Here is a 17,855-nt window from a genome sequence, read left to right on the forward strand (position 1 = left end):
AATAAGATGCTCGCGCACACTATTCACAAATCAAAACACCAACCGCATACCCCAACACCACTCACATCCCCAACCACAACGGCAAGGACCCGAGAGTTCTCGGAGACGGTCCGCGGGAACCAACACCCGACCAGACCCCAAAGGACCCAGGCCGGAGGTTGCTTCCTCAGACACCCAACAGCGCGCCCCCGGACGCTTCTAGTCGCCCGAGGTCAAGTTCAATTTGTCTTTGAGCCATCCTGGATACTGCACGCAGCACCAGGTCCACTTTCGAGTCCGGCCGGCTGTAGAAGTAATGCCGACCTGTAAAGACTCCTTAGAAAGGAGGTGATCCAGCCGCACCTTCCGGTACGGCTACCTTGTTACGACTTCGTCCCAATCGCCAGCCCCACCTTCACTCACTCCCTCCCACAAGGGGTTAGGCCGCAAGTTTCGGGTGTTGCCGACTTTCATGACGTGACGGGCGGTGTGTACAAGGCCCGGGAACGTATTCACCGCGGCGTTGCTGATCCGCGATTACTAGCGACTCCACCTTCATGGGGTCGAGTTGCAGACCCCAATCCGAACTGAGACCGGCTTTTAGGGATTCGCTCCACCTTACGGTATCGCACGCCCATTGTACCGGCCATTGTAGCATGTTTGCAGCCCAAGACATAAGGGGCATGATGACTTGACGTCATCCCCACCTTCCTCCGAGTTGACCCCGGCAGTCTCCCATGAGTCCCCACCATTACGTGCTGGCAACATGGAACAAGGGTTGCGCTCGTTGCGGGACTTAACCCAACATCTCACGACACGAGCTGACGACAGCCATGCACCACCTGTCACCCGCCAACTAAATGACCTCACATCTCTGCGAGTCCACGGGTGATGTCAAACCTTGGTAAGGTTCTTCGCGTTGCGTCGAATTAAGCAACATGCTCCGCCGCTTGTGCGGGCCCCCGTCAATTCCTTTGAGTTTTAGCCTTGCGGCCGTACTCCCCAGGCGGGGCGCTTAATGCGTTAGCTACGGCGCGGAAACCGTGGAAAGTCCCCACACCTAGCGCCCAACGTTTACGGCATGGACTACCAGGGTATCTAATCCTGTTCGCTCCCCATGCTTTCGCTCCTCAGCGTCAGGTAAGGCCCAGAGACCCGCCTTCGCCACCGGTGTTCCTCCTGATATCTGCGCATTTCACCGCTACACCAGGAATTCCAGTCTCCCCTACCTACCTCTAGCATGCCCGTATCCACTGCAGAACCGGAGTTAAGCCCCGGTCTTTCACAGCAGACGCGACACGCCGCCTACGAGCTCTTTACGCCCAATAATTCCGGACAACGCTCGGACCCTACGTATTACCGCGGCTGCTGGCACGTAGTTAGCCGGTCCTTATTCCCCACCTACCGTCAACCTCCAGAGAACTGGAAGCCTGCGTTGGTGGTAAAAGAGGTTTACAACCCGAAGGCCGTCATCCCCCACGCGGCGTCGCTGCGTCAGGCTTTCGCCCATTGCGCAATATTCCCCACTGCTGCCTCCCGCAGGAGTCTGGGCCGTGTCTCAGTCCCAGTGTGGCCGGTCGCCCTCTCAGGCCGGCTACCCGTAATCGCCTTGGTAGGCCGTTACCCCACCAACAAGCTGATAGGCCGCGAGCCCATCCCTGACCGAAAAACTTTCCACCCTCCACCATGAGGTGGCGGGTCGTATCCGGTATTAGACGGCGTTTCCACCGCTTATCCCAGAGTCAGGGGCAGGTTGCTCACGTGTTACTCACCCGTTCGCCGCTCGTGTACCCCGAAGGGCCTTACCGCTCGACTTGCATGTGTTAAGCACGCCGCCAGCGTTCGTCCTGAGCCAGGATCAAACTCTCCATAAAGGTCACTCAACCCGACCCGCGTCCCCCGAAGGAGCCGTCTGGGCGGGTAAACCTAGAAGTAATCCTGACCAACCGGGTTACCCCGGCTAATCAAAGGAACCTCCGCACACGAACCGAGTGGTTCTGTGTGACGGGGCCAAAACAAACATGGCTTAAAGAAAATCAAACACGCGCTGTTGAGTTCTCAAGAAACAACCGCTCTTCGTGTACAAGCTCCTGTGAGCTTTTCCGCCGAAGGCGTTGTGCGTTTCCGCTTTGTTGTGTCTTTACTTTATCAGGTGTTCCGCGCCCCGCCAAATCGGCGGCTTGGGGTGTTTCTGATCGGGGTAAAGCCCGTTTCCTGTTTCGCTTCCGTGTTTCCTTGGAAGCGCCTCCCGAAGCCTAGCCGATGCAGAGCGGTGCTCGAACCGGTTCGGTTGGGAGGAGGAAGAGAGTTCGCGGCCGCGGTCCGGTTCCGAGTCGACCCGAGGGCCGCTCGCCGTCCCGCAGCGACTCGTCCGAGTATAGGGAGGGCCGGGGCAGACGTCAAGCCGGAGCCCGGTACGCGCGTCAACCGCGCGGTCCGGGACTCTGTCGCCCCTGGCGGGCGGCTTGTTCGAGCCCCTGTGACGTGCGCGGTCCTCACACCGGGACCGCGCTGTTACGTCGGCTTTTGTTCAGACAACGGGCTTCCTGCCCGGAAGGTTCCCGCTCGAAACCCATCGGCCCCGGTTGTGGCCCAGCTCTCCCCCCTGTTCCACGCCCCGCGCTCACAGCAGGTCTGCGAGCAGCGTGGACGCGGAAGCGGGAGACGGCCGGACCGCGCCGGACACCGGATCGGCGGACACGGCCGCGGGCCGGTGTCCGGCACCGGCCCGCGGAGCGGCATATCAGCCGTTGAGGACCAAGCCGCCGATGTTGCGTTTGCCCTTGCGCAGCACGACGAAGCGTCCCTGGAGCACGTCCTCGGGGCGGAGCACGGCCTCCACGTCGGTGACCTTGACGTTGTTCACGTAGGCCCCGCCCTCCTGGATGGCGCGGCGGGCCGCGGACTTGCTCGGCGTCAGGCCGCTCCGCGCGAACGCGTCGGTCACCAGCAGCCCGTCGACGGGACCGTCGACCTCGGCCCGGGGAACCTCGGCCAGGGCGGCCTCCAGCGTGCGGGCGTCCAGGTCGGACAGGTCCGCGCGGCCGAACAGGGCCAGGCTGGCCTCCTTGACCTTGCGGCACTCCTCCTCGCCGTGCACGAGGACGGTGAGGTCCTCGGCCAGGACGCGCTGGGCGGCGCGGGCCTGCGGACGCTCCTCGGTCTGGCGCTCCAGTTCCTCGATCTCGTCGCGGTCGCGGAAGCTGAAGGTCTTCAGGTAGCGGACCACGTCTCGGTCGTCGGCGTTGAACCAGAACTGGTAGAAGGCGTACGGCGAGGTCAGCTCGGGGTCGAGCCAGACGCTGCCGGACTCCGTCTTGCCGAACTTGGTGCCGTCGGCCTTGGTGAGCAGGTTCGTGGTCAGCCCGTGCGCCTGGCCGTGCGGCTCGTTTCCGTCCATCCTGCGGACCAGGTCCAGGCCCGCGGTGATGTTGCCCCACTGGTCGGAGCCGCCGGTCTGCAGCGTGCAGCCGAAGCGGCGGTAGAGCTGGACGTAGTCGTAGGACTGCAGGAGCACGTAGCTGAACTCGGTGTAGCTCATGCCCTCACCGTCGAGCCGGCTCCTCACCGTCTCCCGGGCGAGCATCTGGTTGACGCTGAAGTGCTTGCCGACGTCGCGCAGCAGCTCGATGGCGTTGATCTCGCCGAGCCAGTCGGCGTTGTTGGCCAGGACGGCGTCGGTGGGCTCCGGCTGCTCCCCCTCGGGGGTGAAGCGCAGGAACGCGGACAGCTGCCCGCCCAGGTTGTCGACCCAGCCCCGCACGGTCTCCAGCGAGTTGAGCTGGCGCTCGGCGTTGGGCTTGGGGTCGCCGATGAGACCGGTACCGCCGCCGACCAGAGCGATCGGGCGGTGGCCTGCCTGCTGGAAACGGGCCAGGGTCAGGATCTGGGTGAGGTGGCCCACGTGCAGGCTGCCCGCCGTCGGGTCGAATCCGCAATACAGGGTGATCGGACCATCGGCGAGCGCCTTGCGCAGTGCGTCAAGGTCGGTCGTCTGCGCGAGCAGGCCGCGCCACTGGAGTTCGTCGATGATGTCGGTCACTGTGTTGCTCTCTGTTGTGTAGGCGGGCCCCTGGGGCCCGATCTGCCTTGAAGTGTAGGCCGGACGCGGCGGAAGGCCATCCGGTTTTCCCGCCTCTCCACGCTATCGGCTGTGGTGGAGCCGCAGATCGCACGGCCCCGCCCCGGCACGGCCCTGTCCCGACACGGTCCCGCCCCGGCACGGGGACAGCCCCGCCCCACGAAGAACCCGGCCGGATCCCCTTGACCCGGTTGGCTAATGGCATTAGCTTTTTGGTTATCAGGGAAAGCCAAACGGCGGGGAGAGCACGATGCACCACCTCACACGTCCTCAGGGGCGGATCGCCTACGACCTCTACGGAGCAGGGAACACCGGACCGCTCGTGGTCTGCGTGCCCGGCATGTTCGACCACCGCCACTCCTTCCGCTTCGTCGGCGCGGGCCTGGCCGAGGCCGGATACCGGGTCGCCGCCATGGACCTGCGCGGCCACGGCGACAGCGACACCACCTTCGACGACCACACCAGCCGGGCGGCGGCCACCGACGTCATCGCCCTCACCGAGGAGCTGGGCGGAGAAGACGTGGTCATCGTGGGCAACTCCCTGGGCGCGGGCGCCGCCGCCATCGCGGCCCAGGAGCGGCCCGACCTCGTCGCGGGCATCGCCCTGCTCGGCCCGTTCCTGGGCCCGCCCTCCCAGGGCCTGTTCACCCGTGTCGGCCAGCGTCTGCTCCTGCTGCGTCCCTGGGGTCCCCGCGCCCTGACCGCCGTCTACGACCAGTTGCACACCGGCCGCAAGCCCGAGGGGCACCGGCGCCAGTTGGAGCTGGTCCTGGAGATGCTGCGTCCGGCCGACCGCTACCGCGCCGTGTACCGGACGGTCTACGCGCCCAACGAGCCTGTCTCCGACGCCGGGGGGATGCGGGCCCGGGCCGTGGTGGTCATGGGCGAACTGGACCCCGACTGGAAGGACCCGCGTGCCCAGGCCGAGCGGGTGGCCTCCGTGGTGGGGGGTTCGGTGCTGATGGTGCCCGAGTGCGGCCACTACGCCCACGCGCAGCGGCCCGACGTGGTCGTGCCCGCCGTGGAGGCACTGCTCCAGGAGGTGGTGGCCGGTGCCTAGGGCGGGGTTGACCCCGGCGGTGGTGGCCGAGGAGGCGGCGCGGCTCAGCGATGAGGAGGGGTTCGACTCCCTGTCCCTGGCCGCGGTCGCCAAGCGGCTCGGAGTGGCCACGCCCAGCCTGTACAAGCACGTGGACGGGCTGACGGGACTGCGCCGGGAGGTGGCGCTGCTGGGCGCGAACGGGATCGGCGAGGAGGTGCAGCGCGCCGCCGTGGGCCGGTCCGGCCCGGAGGCGCTGCGCGCGACGGCCGACGCCTACCGCCGCTACGCGCACGCCCACCCGGGGCGCTACGCGGCCCTGCAACAGCTGCCGGTGCTGGCCGGGGCCAGGGCCGAGCTGGCCACCGACCCGGTACGGGTCCTGGCCGCCGTCCTGCGCGGGTTCGGCATCGCCGAGGAGCAGGCCGTGCACGCGATCCGGGCGCTGCGCAGTTCGCTGCACGGGTTCGTGGACCTGGAGACACGCGGCGGCTTCGGCCTGCCCGAGGACGTGGACCAGTCCTACGCGCTGCTGGTGGAGGGGTTCGTCCGCGCCTTCCAGGAGTGGCCGGACACGGTGCCCGGCGCGGCTGGGGCACACGAGGACACGGGGAGGGGGTAGGCGGTGCTGGCAGGACACTTCGGGGTCGCGGGCGTCGTCAGGGCGTGGCGCCCGGAGCTGCCCATGGGCGCGCTCCTGGTCGCGACGCAGTTGCCGGACCTGGTCTTCCTTCCTCTGGCGGCGCTGGGCGTGGAGAGCGGGGGCCCGGCCTCACCCGGTCTGAGCGGTTACGGGTCCCTCCTCATCCGCGCGGAGTACTCCCACGCCCTGGTCAGCAACCTGCTGCTCGCGTTGTCGGTGGGCGCTCTGGTGCACGTGTCGCTCCGTGGACGGTGGGGTCGGGACGCCGGTGCGGTCCTGGGCGGGGTGGTGTTCAGCCACTGGCTCCTGGACCTGCTCGTGCACCGGCCGGACATGCCGTTCCTGCCCGGTGACGCGGGCGGGCTGCCGCTGCTGGGCCTGGGGTTGTGGGAGGCGCCGGTGGCGGCGGCCGTGGTGGAGGGCGCGCTGGTGCTGGCGGGCACGGTCCTGTACGCCTGGCGCACGCTCCGGGACCAGCCGGACCGCGTCCGGGCACGGCTCTACAGCGCGGGTGTGGGGCTGCTGCTGGTGGGTTCCTTCGTGTTCGACCTCCTCGCGTCCTGACGTTTCCGTCTCCCCTCGTCGGCGTGCTCCCGGTGAGCAACACCTGGCTTCGGGCGGTGTTACGGCCCTGCCCGGCATGGGCCAAGCTGGTGGGGACGACCGCGCGCCGTCCGCGCGCGGCGCCCGACCCGTTGTGGAGCCCCTGATGCCCAAGAAGGCCGCGTCGAAGATCGGTGGTCTGGTGACCGCCGTGGTCGGCGTCCTCGCCGTCGCCGCGTTCGTGCTGTACCAGCTGGGAGTGATCGAACCGGACCCAGAGCGCACCGCCGAGCCCCGGGACGACGGTTCGTCCGTGCCCGGGGACGGCGGCGCCTCCTCGTCGGTGGAGCAGGCCCGGCAGTGGATGGAGGAGTTGCGGGTGGAGGAGGAGAGCGACCCGCCGGGGTACGACCGGGCGCTCTTCCCCCACTGGGACAGCGGTGTGCAGGACAACTGCACCACCCGTCAGGTGGTCCTGCTGCGCGACGGCGAGGACGTGCGGGTCGACGACGACTGCCAGCCGGTGTCGGGGTCCTGGTACAGCCCCTATGACGGGGAGACCCTGACCGAGGCGGAGGACCTGGACATCGACCACATGGTGGCCCTGAAGGAGGGCTGGCGCTCGGGCGCCCACGAGTGGACGACCGAGGAGCGCGGACGCTTCGCCAACGACCTGGACTCCTCCCAGCTGTGGGCGGTGAGCGCTTCGACCAACCGGTCCAAGGGCGACTCCGACCCGGCGGACTGGCTGCCGCCGTTGGAGTCCTCGCACTGCGACTACGTGGTCTCGTGGATCGAGGTCAAGCACGTGTGGGACCTCACCGTCGATCCGGACGAGGAGGCGGCGCTGCGCGAGGTGCTCTCGGGCTGCTGAGGCCGGTTCAGGCGGGGTTGGCGGCTCTGACTCCCCGCGCGGTGGTCAGGAGTTCCTGCTGACCGACGAGGCCGAAGGCGTCGCGGACCTCCACCGCCGCCCCCCTGAAGGGCGTCCAGAACGCCTCGGTCTCGCCGTGCAGGGCGGTGAGGCCGTTGTTGTCGAACTCGGTGAGCTCCCAGTCGGGTGAGCGCTCGTGGTAGTGGGTCAGGAAGTCGCGGACGGCGGACAGGTCGGTGAGCCTGTCGCCGCGCATGACCAGGACCTGGAGGACCACCCTGGCCCCTCCCCCCTCCAGGGTCGTCTCCCACACCCGGCTGGAGAAGGACACTCCGCCCCACTCGTAGTCGAAGTCGGAGACCGAGGTCTGGTCGTCGATCTGGTCGGGCAGGTACCCGATGGTGAATCCGTCCAACTCTCCCCCTCGTGGGCTGGCTGCGGCCTGGGCCGCGACGAGTGCGAGCGCGGCGGCGAGGACCGCCGCGACCCACCGGAGAACACGCATGGTCACCTCCGGCGGCGGTCACGGGACCCTCCCGCACCGCCGCCGCTTCTCATGGTGGGACGCCGCGAAGGCCCGTACCAGAGTGTCCTCGAACCTGTGGACAACCCCCGCCGACACGCGCGGGGCCCGCGTCGGAGCCCCCTACCCCGGCGGTCAGGGGACGAACGTGTCGGTGAGGAACTCCGCGATCGCCAGGGATGAGGTGGCCGCGGGCGAGGGCGCGTTGCGCACGCACACCACACGCCCGTGGGTGTCCACGTGGAAGTCGTCGAGCAGGGAGCCGTCCCGGGCCAGTGCCTGGGCGCGCACCCCGGACGGGGCCGGGCGCAGGTCGGCGGCGGCCAGTTCGGGCAGCAGCCGCCGGGCCTGGGCGGCGAACGCGGCCCGTGAGGCGGACACGAGGGCCTCCCGGGCGCCCACGGTCCAGTGGCGGCGGGCCAGGCGCCAGAACCCGGGCCAGGACAGGGTCCGCGCGAGTTCGCTGGTGCGCACGTCGCGTGCCCGGTAGCCCTCCAGCGCGGTGGCGAGGACGGCGTTGGGCCCGGCCATGACCTCGCCGTGGACGTGGCGGGTCAGGTGCACCCCGAGGAAGGGGTACCGCGGGTCGGGGACGGGGTAGAGCAGGCCGTTCACCAGGTGGCGGCGCTCGGGGACGAGTTCGTGGTACTGGCCGCGGAAGGGCACCACCCGGGGGTCCTCCGGGGCGCCCGCCATGCGGGCGAGGCGGTCGCTGTGCAGGCCGCCGCAGACCACCAGGCGGTCGAAGCGGTGGACGAGCCGCTCGCCCCGGGGATCGCCGGTGAGGACGCGGACGCCGTCGTGTTCCTGGCGCAGGTCCAGGACGGGTGTGTTGAGCAGGATCCGGCCGCCGGACCGGCGCACGTCGTCGGCGAACTGTTCGGCGACGGCGACGAAGTCGGTGACGGCGGTGGTCGGCGAGTGCAGGGCGGCGACGCCCGCCGCGTGGGGTTCGATCTCGCGCAGGCCCCCGGGGCCCAGCCGGGTGACGCCGGGGACGCCGTTCTCCCGCGCGCGGCGTTCGACGTCGTCCAGGCGTGCCTCGTCCTCGGCGTCGGCGGCCACGAGGACCTTGCCGACCTCGTGGTAGGGCAGCCCGTGCTCGGCGCAGTAGTCCCTGAGCAGGCCGACGCCGCGCCGGCACAGCGTGGCCTTGAGGGAGCCGGGCCTGTAGTAGAGCCCGGCGTGGACGACGCCGCTGTTGCGGCCCGTCTGGTGCGCGGCGACCCGGTCCTCCTTCTCCAGGACGGTGACGCGGGTGCCGGGGCGGTGGAGGGTGAGGCGGCGGGCGAGGGCCAGTCCGACGATTCCCGCTCCGATGACGCCGATGTGTTCGGTGCTGCGCATGGGCGGCACGCTAGCAACACGGGTCCGGGCGGGGGCGGGCGGACCGGTCACAGCGAGCGCAGACCGACGAGGACGGCGTGCAGCAGGTCCTCCCGGCCCAGCGGGCGTGAGGGGCCGCAGCGCTGGAGCGAGCCGTCGGCGACCATGTCGGAGACGATGGCCCTGACCTGGCCGACCGGCAGACTCACCTCGGCGGCGAGTTCGACGACGGTACGCGCGCGCAGGGCGTGGCGGAGCAGGGCCTCGCGTTCGGGCCGCAGCAGCTCGTGGCGGCCCGGGACGCGGGCGGCGACGACGAGGCTGAGCAGGTCGGGCTCGTCCGGGCCGCATCGGGGGACGCCGAAGGCGTCGGCGTCGGGGTCGCCCGCGGCCACGGCGAAGGGGCGCAGGAAGCGCTCCTGGCCGGGTTCCTCCTCGGGGCCGGGGAGGACCGGCGGCGGGGGCGGCTCGGGGCGGGTTCCGCAGGCGTGCGCGGCCGCTCTGCGTCCGGGGCTGCCGTCAGCTCTCACCGTTCCCCCTCTGCTGTGTGGGGGCGGGTGCGTGCAGCGCGCCGTCGTGCCACGGTTCGGGGACGGGTTCCTGTGCGAGCGGGTGGCCGTGCGGGTCGGGCAGGAGGTGCTCCCCCGGCGGAGCGGTGCCGCCGGGACCGCCGGAGGCGGGAACGGACCTCTGCGGTCCGGTGTGCGCGAGGACGACGCCGTGCGGGCCGGGCCGGTCCGGCTGCGGGGAGAAGGGCTGCGGTCCGGTCTGTCCGGAAGGCGGCACGGGGACCTGCGGGCCGGTCTGCCCGGCGGAGACCGCGGAGGGCTGCGGACCTGTCTGGCCCGCGTGCACGGGGACCCGTGGTTCGGCCCGGTCCGCCCGTGGCACCGAGGGCTGGGGGCCGCTCTGGCCGAGAGGCGGCACGGGAACCTGCGGACCGGTCCGGTACCGCTGTGCCAGGGGCTGTGGACCGCTCTGCCCGGAAGGCGGCACAGGAACCCGTGGTTCGGCCCGGTCCGATCGCGGTACCGAGGGCTGGGGGCCGCTCTGGCCGAGAGGTGGCACGGGAACCTGCGGACCGGTTCGGTCCGGCCCCGGCGCGAAGAGCTGCGGACCTGTCTGCCCCGAAGGTGTGACGGGCGCCTGCGGGCCGGTCCGGCCGTGGACGGTGCCGTCCGCGCCGTGGCCGCGCGTGGTGAGGGCGGCCCTCGCGGGAGGCGCCCCCCACCCGGCCGGAACGCGGGCCTCCCGTCCGTTCGCCGCCGGGCGGCCCGTGGGCGTGCCCGCGACCGTCACGAGGTTGTCGACCGGCTCCAGCAGCGAGGCGGGGATGAGCACGGTCGCCCGGGTGCCCCCGTAGGGAGAGGGCCGCAGCCAGACACGGACCCCGTGCCGCCCCGCCAGGCGGGACACCACGAACAGGCCCAGCCGGGGGTCCTCGGGCAGGGCCATGACGTCGAACTCGGGGGGCTGGGTGAGCGTGCGCTCGGCCTCCGCGTAGCCGCGCTCGGACATGCCCAGGCCCCGGTCCTCGATCTCCACCACCAGCCCCTCCGCGGCCGGGGTGCAGCCGACGTCCACGGGCGTTCCCGCCGGGGAGAACTGCGTGGCGTTCTCGACCAGCTCGGCGAGCAGGTGCACCACGTCGGCGACCACCTGCCCGTGCATGAGCACGCGGGGCGCCGAGGTCAGGCGGACGCGTTCGAAGTCCTCGGTCTCGGCGATGGCGGCGCGCAGCACGTCCACGAGCGGGCGGGGCTGGCGCCAGCGGCGGGCCGACTGCCCCCCGCCGAGGATGATGAGGTTGTCGGAGTAGCGGCGCGCGCGGGTGGCCAGGTGGTCCAGGCGGAACAGGCGGCGCAGCGCCTCGGGGTCCTGTTCGTGGTACTCGATCTCGTCGAGCAGGCGGAGCTGGCGCTGGACCAGGGCCTGGTTGCGGAAGGCGATGCCCAGGAAGGCGCGGTTGGCCCCCCGGCGGATCTCGGCCTGGAGCACGGCCGACTCCACGGCGGTGAGCTGGGCGGCGTCGAAGGCCTCGGCGACCTGGCCGATCTCGTCGTCCCCCCAGTCGTCCAGCGGCGGCAGCTCCTCCTGGACGTCGACCTTCTCGCCGCGCTGGGCGCGGTCGACGATGTCGGGCAGGTCGCCGTCGCGGTCCAGGATCTGTTCGCGCAGGTGGGTCAGGCGATCGGTGAGGCGGCGCGAGGAGCGGCCGACCACGGCGATGGCCACCGCGCCGCCCGCCAGGGTGAGCGCGGCCGCCGCCACGCCCAGGAAGACGCGCAGCAGTGCGGCGCTCCAGGCCAGGTCGACAGTGCGCCGGGCCTGGAGCCCGGCCAGGTCCTGTAGCGCCAGGGCGGCCTCTGCGGAGGAGTCGTCCCACGACTGCGCCCTGATGCCGACGTCGGCGTTCCAGTCCGAGCCCGTGGTCCCCTGCCCGGGTTCGTCCGGTTCGGCGAGCGGCTGGCGGGTGACCACCCGACGGCTCAGCTCCTCCGCCCGGGACCAGGCGGGCAGGGACACCAGCTCCTCGTAGCGCGCGGCCACGCTCGGGTGCATCGCGGCGCTGGCCGGCTCCAGGGTGTCGCGGTAGGCGGCGGTGAGGTAGGTGAAGTGCGCCGTCTCCTCGTAGCTCATCTCGCCCCGGGCGATGGCTCCCGCGAGCAGCGCGTCGGCGGTGGAGTAGGCGGAGGACGCGCCCATGAGCTCGCTGGTCAGGACGGCGTCGGTGAGGTTCTCCCCGCCGTCGGTGGTGTGCACGAGCGCGGTGATGGCGCCGGTGGTGCCCGCCAGGACCTCGCCGTAGCGCAGGATGGTCCCCTCCTGCCCGAGGTCGTGCGCGTCCACGTCCGCGCGGACCTCGTCGAGGATCCCGGCGCTGTCCACCAGGTCGGTCGCGCTGCGTTCGACCTCGTCGTCGCGGGTTCCGCGCAGTCGCTCGGCGAACGCGACGGCCTCGGCCATGGCGGTGTCGGTGGCCTCGCGCTGCTCGTCGAGGGCGGCGCCGACCTCGTCGTCGCGGGTTCCGGTGCTCTCGAATCGGCCCAGGTGGACCAGGGAGAGGCGGCGTTCGGCCCGCACCTCGTCGGCCGCGGCGGAGAAGACCTGTGTTCCCTCGCGCGCCTGGACGACGGCTCCCATGAACTGGACGGCGCGGATGGTGCCGATGGCGGCCACGACGAGCCAGAGCGCGAGGAAGCACAGGCTCGGGATCAGCACGATGCGGGTGAGCTGTCTCCGGATCGTGGGCGCGTTGTCGCGGGTTCTGCGCATGGCCCCCTCCGGCCTGTGCGGTTGCCGGGCGGCGAGAGGGCGCCCCGGCGGCTTTCGGTCGGTCAAGCCGAGGCTATCGAAGAATCCTTGCTTTATGCTGTCAAACGATCACTATCAGTTGTCTTTTCTTGGCGCGGCTCTCTCCCCCGGATGTGTTAAAGGCTGCTCTCGGGACGAGAAACCGCAGGTCCGGACGCCGGGCGCACGCGACGGGGGCCGCCCGCTGTGCGGACGGCCCCCGGGAGGCACACCCTCGTGTGCCGGGGTACGGCGTGTCGCGCCCTCGGGGCGCTGTCGGGGAAGGCTGCGCTCGTCGCGGCCGCGCGCCGTCAGGACTCCGGGCGGTGCCGGGAGCCCACCGGGGCGGGCAGCTCCTCGACCGTGGGCGGCTGCTCCACGCCAAGGGAGTTGAGGACCTCGGCGTAGCGCAGGGCGGCGATCTTGCCCAGCAGGCTGTCCGCGCCCAGGGGCGCGCCGAGTCTGGCGCCGAAGCGCGCGGCGAGCGCCTCCAGCTCCTCGCGGGGCAGCTCCGGTCCCAGGGCGCTGGGCGCGATCACCGGACGCCTGCAGCCGCCCTGGCGCAGCTGGCCCACGACCTGCTCGACCGCGGCCTCGTTCTCCAGGTCGGCGGGCAGCACGGTCAGGCCCAGGCGCGCGGCGAGCAGCACGGCGCTCACCCCCGCGGCCCCGGCCGCGGCCTCGCCGCCCACGGCTCCGACGATGATGCCGTCCGCCATGGTGGTGTCACGGGCGACGACGCTGATCAGGCGCATGCGGTCCGCGCGCACGTATCCGGACTCGGCCAGCCGCAGGTGCAGCACCTCGGCGAGCATGGGGTGCGGCCCCAGGCCCTCGGTGACGCGCGCTTCGGCGCCGGTCCGGGCGACGGCCTCCTCGATCGCCGCGGACGTGCCCGCGTGCGGTGCGGTGACCAGCGGGACGACGACGGCGGACAGGGGGCTGCCCTGGTCGTCCTTGAGATCGGTGAGGGCCTCGGTGAGGCTCTGTTCGTCGCCCTCGGTGTGGCCGTAGCGGATGGTGACCTCGGGGCGGTAGGCGCGCACGAGGTCGGCCATCCGGGCACCGATCGACTCACCGTCGGCGCCCCTGGCCCGGTCGGCCGTGCCCGGGACCGCCATGATCAGGGCGGGGGTGCCGAACCAGTTGTCGAAGGACAGCGGGTTGCGGTGGCGGCCGGAGCGCCGCTTGGGCAGTTCGCGTGGGGGAAGTCGGTCAGAGTTTCGCATACCAGGATTCAGATGAGAGGCGGATGGGGTGCCCGGTGGGGCCGGTGGTCACTGCCGCGACATTGTAGCGTTCGGCACCTTGTTGCATGGGCGTGTCCTCCGAACGTATACCGGATCGAATCCGCAGGGATTGTCCGGGTCGGCGACCCGCACGTGTCACCCGCTCATGACGGGGCTCCGGCCCTGGATCACGTGGGTGACCAGCTCCACCAGCACCTCCTTGCAGGACTCGCGCTCGCGGGCGTCGGCCATGATGACCGGCACCTCGGCGGAGATGTCCAGCGCCTCGCGGACCTCCTCGTGGCGGTAGACGGTGGAGCCCTCGAAGCGGTTCACCGCGACCACGAAGGGCAACCCGCGGCGCTCGAAGAAGTCCACGGCGTGGAAACAGGTGTTCAGGCGGCGGGTGTCGGCCAGGACGACCGCGCCCAGCGCCCCCTGGGAGAGCTCGTTCCACATGAACCAGAACCTGTCCTGTCCGGGGGTGCCGAACAGGTACAGGACGATGTCGGGGTTGATGGTGATGCGGCCGAAGTCCAGGGCGACCGTGGTGGTGGTCTTGTCCTCCACTCCCCCGAGGTCGTCCACGCCGTAGCTGGCCTCGGTCATCACCTCCTCCGTGCTGAGCGGGGTGATCTCACTGACGGAGCCGACCAGTGTGGTCTTGCCCGCGCCGAATCCCCCCGCGACGATGATCTTGACCGCCTGGGGGATCGCTTCCTGCGGCCTGGTGTCAGAGTCTGCGGATGCCATCGAGTACCGCCTGAAGTACTTTCTTCTCGGGAAGCTGGGTCATGGGCGCCCGGGTGCGCACGTCGCCGTCGGCGAGGAGGTCTCCCAGGAGCACCCTGACGACGGTCAGGGGGATGTCGAGCCGGGCGGAGATCTCGGCCACCGATATGGGTCTGCGGCACAGGCTCAGGATGGCCTGCTGTTCGGGCTCTCCCTCCCGGTCCCCGCGGTCCGCGGCGGCGACGACGATGGTGACCAGGTCCAGACTCGGACCGGTGCGGGGCCGGGTGCGGCCCCCGGTCATGGTGTACGGGCGCACGAGCTGTCCCGAGGGGGCGTCACCGAGCACGACGCCCGCCGAGGGTCCCTCCGACGTCGGGTGCCCCCGTCCCCTGTACCAGGCCAGTGCCCGGCGGCCGGACAGCGGCTGCGCCGCCTCGTCCGGGGCCGAGGGCACGGCCGGCGGCGCTCCGCGCCGCTCTCCGGACGTGCTCATGAACCGGCGCTCCCGGTGACGGTGAGGTGGTCCGGCCGGCGCGGCGCGGCGGTGAGGAACTGGCCCACCCGCTTGACCCGCAGGTTCATCTCGTAGGCGACCAGCCCGACGTCGGCGTCCTCGGTGGCCAGCACCGCCAGGCACGCTCCGGCGCCCGCGGCGGTGACGAAGAGGTAGGAGTGCTCCATCTCCACCACGGTCTGGCGGACGTCGCCGCCGCCGAAGTGTCGGCCCGTCCCGCGCGCCAGGCTCTGGAACGCCGACGCCAGGGCCGACAGGTGCTCGGCGTCCTCGGGGGCCAGCCCCCGCGAGCCTCCGAGCAGCAGTCCGTCGGCCGACAGCACGATCGCGTTCTCGGCGCCGACGACGCGGTCGACCAGGTCGTCCAGGAGCCAGTCCAGATTGTCAGCGGCCTTGCTCTTGCCCACCATGTCAGTCGCTTTCTCCCGTGTGATCGTCGGCGCTCGCACCGACCTGACCGTCACTGCTGTGTTCACGTCCGTCGGCGTCGACCCCGATGTCCGCGGCCCGGCCGCGCCGGGTACCGGCGCTGAAGGCGTCCATCATCTGCCGCGCCTGTTCGGGGGTGCGCCGTGAGGAGCCCGGGGGGTCGGCGTCGTCCCACTCCGGCGGGTCCGCGGCTCTGAGCTGGGGGGCGAGGCTGGCCTGGCGCCTGCGCCGGGGAAGTCCGGGGCGACCGGGTGCGGCGCCGACCCGGCCGGACCCGGGTTCGGTCCCGGGAGCGGCGTCCGCGGTCTCGGAGTCGGGCACGGGCGCCGGTACCCGGCGCAGCAGGGGCGTGCCCCGGGCCGGGCGTGCGCCGTCGCCGTCGCGGGGGACCGGACGCAGGAGCGGCCGGCTCCGGTGGGGGGCGTCCTGCGTGGTGAGCGCGTCACCGTGCTGCGCCGACGGCTCACGCAGTACCGAGTGGGCGCCCTGGCGGATGGCCGCGCGGGGCCGTTCCGGGGCGCTGGACGAGGAGGCGACCAGGGCGCCGGGGATGAGCACCACGGCCCGGGTCCCGCCGTAGGGCGAGTGCCGCAGCTGCACCCGGATGTCGTGTTTGGCGGCGAGGCGGGCGACGACAAACAGGCCCAGGCGCGAGTCCCCGCCGGAGGTCATGACGTCGAACTCGGGCGCCTCGCTGAGGGTGCGGTTGGAGCTGGTCAGGACCTCCTCGGTCATGCCCAGGCCCCGGTCCTCGATCTCCACGGCCACGCCCTTGGGCACGGACTCGGTGGCGATGGTGACCTGGGTGTGCGGCGGCGAGTAGGCGGTGGCGTTCTCGACCAGCTCGGCGAGCATGTGGATGACGTCGGCCACCGCGGCGCCGGACAGCGACAGGTCGGGGACGGAGGTCAGTCGGACCCTGGTGTACTCCTCGGTCTCGGAGATCGCGCCGCGCAGGATGTCCACGAGCGGGACGGGGTGGCGCCAGCGGCGGCCGGGCTGGGCGCCGCCCAGGATGATGAGGTTCTCGGCGTGGCGGCGGCCCCGGGTGGCCAGGTGGTCGAGCTGGAAGAGGCTCTCCAGCAGGTCGGGGTCCTCCTCCTCGCGCTCGACGCGGTCCAGCAGCTGGAGCTGGCGCTGGAGGAGGGACTGGTGGCGGTGGGCGATGCCGAGGAAGACCCGGTTGACGCCCGCGCGGATGTCGGCCTGTTTGACGGCGGCGGCGACGGCGGTGCGCTGGGCGATGTTGAAGGCGTCGGCGACCTGGCCGACCTCGTCGTCGCCGTGGTCGAGCTGCTTCATCTCGGTGTCGAGGTCGACCTGCTCCCCCGACTCCAGGCGGCGCACGATACGGGGCAGGTCGCTGCGCGCGCTGCCCAGGGTGTCGGCGCGCAGCTGGGCGAGCCGGTGGGTGAGGCGTCCGGCGGAGCGGGCGGCCACACCGTAGGCGAGGGTGCCCGCGAACAGGGAGGTGATGCTGCCGCCCAGCGCGAGGGTGAGCATCCAGGAACTGGCCTGCTCGGTGGCGGTGACGACGGAGGCGGCGCGCGTGGCGGTGATGTCGGCCAGTTCGGCGTTGACCTGGTCGGCGGCCTCGCGCCAGCCCCCGAGCCCCTCGGGCGGCGTCGGGTCCCGGGTCTGTTCGCCGCTGAGGACGTCCACGATGACCGGGGCCTCGTGGGTGGCGAGGGTGTCCGCGATGGCCAGGGCGTCCTGCCAGGGGCGGCTCTCGGCGAGTGCGGTCAGGGCGGGGGGCTCGCCGTCGTCTGCGGCGGGACCGGGAGGGGCCATGTCGACGCGGTGGCGGGCGTCCGCGGTGAGCGCGACGACCTGTGCCTGCTGGAAGCGGTCGAGGGAGTCCTCGGCGAGCACGGCCGCGATGAGGGCGTCGGCCCGGCTGAAGCTCTCCTGGGCCCACATCAGGTCGGTGACGGCGGCGGCCTCGGCGGTGGCGGGCCCGTTGTCGAGGGAGCGGGCGGTGCCGGCGTAGAGGCGGATGCCCTGTCCGATCGCGGTGGTGTAGGCGGTGAGGGCTTCCTCGGGTGGACCGGGCTCGGCGAGGTTCTGGGCGCGCAGTTCCGTGGCCTCGGTCAGGGAGGTGAAGAAGTCCTCGGCGAGGGGTTCGGTGGCCGGGTCGTCCCGGTCGCCGATGGTGCCGCGCAGGTCGTGGACGGGGACGAGTGCCTCGTCGGTGCGCGAGGCCGCGTCGGACAGGGCGGCGCGGCCGTCCTCGGCGGGGTCGGCGAGGTAGGCGGCGCTCAGGCGGCGCTCCTCCTGGAGAAGGGTGAGCGCCGCGGCGAGCCGGATCCCGGCGCGGCCGTCGCCGACCGAGGAGCGCAGCGACACGGCCTGGACGAGCGTGGCCGTGCTGAGGACGACGAACAGCGCCAGGAAGGTGATGCTGGGGATCAGTACGATCCTGTTGATCTGAGCCCTGATGGCGCTGCGGCCGGTGCCTCCCGTGTTCCCCATTGCGTTCCTCCCACGGACTGGTCGCGGGCGCCTGCCGGACGTGGGTCGCACCGCACGACGCGAGGATGCGCCGGAAGTGCCGTGCACCGAGGGGTTCGTCACGGTTCGCACAGGGCAGACCACGCCTGGTGCCCGCAGACTCAGGACGCTACCGCACTCTCACGGCGGGTGCCG

General features: G+C 71.4%; 14 protein-coding genes and 1 rRNA gene. 4 read left to right on the forward strand and 11 right to left on the reverse strand.

The features are described from left to right. Window positions 1-320: 320 nt before the first annotated feature. Together UIS43_RS08860 and tyrS are read right to left on the reverse strand one after the other, a co-directional pair. Window positions 321-1,853: ribosomal RNA gene (locus UIS43_RS08860) — 16S ribosomal RNA — on the reverse strand. A gap of 869 nt (window positions 1,854-2,722) precedes the next feature. Further along, a complete protein-coding gene (gene tyrS / locus UIS43_RS08865) occupies window positions 2,723-4,021 on the reverse strand; it encodes a tyrosine--tRNA ligase (RefSeq protein ID WP_013154057.1) in 1,299 nt (432 codons plus the stop codon). 289 nt (window positions 4,022-4,310) lie between these two features. Between tyrS and UIS43_RS08870 the strand changes: the two genes are divergently transcribed. From UIS43_RS08870 to UIS43_RS08885, 4 genes are all read left to right on the forward strand, one after another. Then, the gene (locus UIS43_RS08870; protein ID WP_370012942.1) at window positions 4,311-5,120 is read left to right on the forward strand and encodes an alpha/beta fold hydrolase; all 810 of its coding nucleotides are present in this window, start codon (window positions 4,311-4,313) and stop codon (window positions 5,118-5,120) included. Then, a complete protein-coding gene (locus tag UIS43_RS08875) occupies window positions 5,113-5,721 on the forward strand; it encodes a TetR/AcrR family transcriptional regulator (protein ID WP_071622434.1) in 609 nt (202 codons plus the stop codon). Before UIS43_RS08870 ends, UIS43_RS08875 begins: the two co-directional genes overlap by 8 nt. A gap of 3 nt (window positions 5,722-5,724) precedes the next feature. Next, window positions 5,725-6,306 (forward strand): permease, encoded by a 582-nt coding sequence (locus tag UIS43_RS08880; protein WP_358456865.1) that lies wholly within the window; start codon window positions 5,725-5,727, stop codon window positions 6,304-6,306. A 145-nt stretch (window positions 6,307-6,451) separates the two neighbouring features. Next, a complete protein-coding gene (locus tag UIS43_RS08885) occupies window positions 6,452-7,159 on the forward strand; it encodes an HNH endonuclease family protein (protein ID WP_013154061.1) in 708 nt (235 codons plus the stop codon). A 7-nt stretch (window positions 7,160-7,166) separates the two neighbouring features. Here the strand turns inward: UIS43_RS08885 and UIS43_RS08890 are convergent, their stop codons facing one another. The 9 genes from UIS43_RS08890 to UIS43_RS08930 all read right to left on the reverse strand — a co-directional run bounded on the left by UIS43_RS08890 (window position 7,167) and on the right by UIS43_RS08930 (window position 17,681). Next, entirely contained in the window at window positions 7,167-7,574 is a 408-nt protein-coding gene (locus UIS43_RS08890; protein WP_013154062.1) for a hypothetical protein, read from the reverse strand. A gap of 243 nt (window positions 7,575-7,817) precedes the next feature. Beyond that, window positions 7,818-9,029, reverse strand: a complete 1,212-nt coding sequence (lhgO, locus tag UIS43_RS08895) for an L-2-hydroxyglutarate oxidase (protein ID WP_013154063.1) — start codon at window positions 9,027-9,029, stop codon at window positions 7,818-7,820. A 47-nt stretch (window positions 9,030-9,076) separates the two neighbouring features. Continuing rightward, the gene (locus UIS43_RS08900) at window positions 9,077-9,538 is read right to left on the reverse strand and encodes a DUF742 domain-containing protein (RefSeq protein WP_013154064.1); all 462 of its coding nucleotides are present in this window, start codon (window positions 9,536-9,538) and stop codon (window positions 9,077-9,079) included. Continuing rightward, window positions 9,528-12,284, reverse strand: a complete 2,757-nt coding sequence (locus UIS43_RS08905) for a nitrate- and nitrite sensing domain-containing protein (protein WP_370012943.1) — start codon at window positions 12,282-12,284, stop codon at window positions 9,528-9,530. The genes UIS43_RS08900 and UIS43_RS08905 overlap by 11 nt, the downstream gene beginning before the upstream one ends. Before the next feature lie 329 nt (window positions 12,285-12,613). After that, window positions 12,614-13,531 carry a sirohydrochlorin chelatase gene (locus UIS43_RS08910; protein WP_013154066.1) on the reverse strand — a complete coding sequence of 306 codons (918 nt, stop codon included), beginning with the start codon at window positions 13,529-13,531 and terminating at the stop codon, window positions 12,614-12,616. A 156-nt stretch (window positions 13,532-13,687) separates the two neighbouring features. Beyond that, window positions 13,688-14,284, reverse strand: coding sequence for an ATP/GTP-binding protein (locus tag UIS43_RS08915; protein WP_013154068.1), 597 nt, complete (start codon window positions 14,282-14,284; stop codon window positions 13,688-13,690). Beyond that, complete coding sequence (locus tag UIS43_RS08920; RefSeq protein WP_013154069.1) at window positions 14,265-14,759, reverse strand: DUF742 domain-containing protein; 495 nt, start codon at window positions 14,757-14,759, stop codon at window positions 14,265-14,267. The genes UIS43_RS08915 and UIS43_RS08920 overlap by 20 nt, the downstream gene beginning before the upstream one ends. Further along, the gene (locus UIS43_RS08925) at window positions 14,756-15,190 is read right to left on the reverse strand and encodes a roadblock/LC7 domain-containing protein (protein ID WP_013154070.1); all 435 of its coding nucleotides are present in this window, start codon (window positions 15,188-15,190) and stop codon (window positions 14,756-14,758) included. Before UIS43_RS08925 ends, UIS43_RS08920 begins: the two co-directional genes overlap by 4 nt. Window position 15,191: 1 nt before the next feature. Beyond that, window positions 15,192-17,681 (reverse strand): ATP-binding protein, encoded by a 2,490-nt coding sequence (locus UIS43_RS08930; protein WP_013154071.1) that lies wholly within the window; start codon window positions 17,679-17,681, stop codon window positions 15,192-15,194. Window positions 17,682-17,855: the final 174 nt, after the last annotated feature.

It is taken from the genome of Nocardiopsis sp. LDBS0036 (assembly GCF_041228755.1).
GTDB lineage: Bacteria > Actinomycetota > Actinomycetes > Streptosporangiales > Streptosporangiaceae > Nocardiopsis > Nocardiopsis dassonvillei.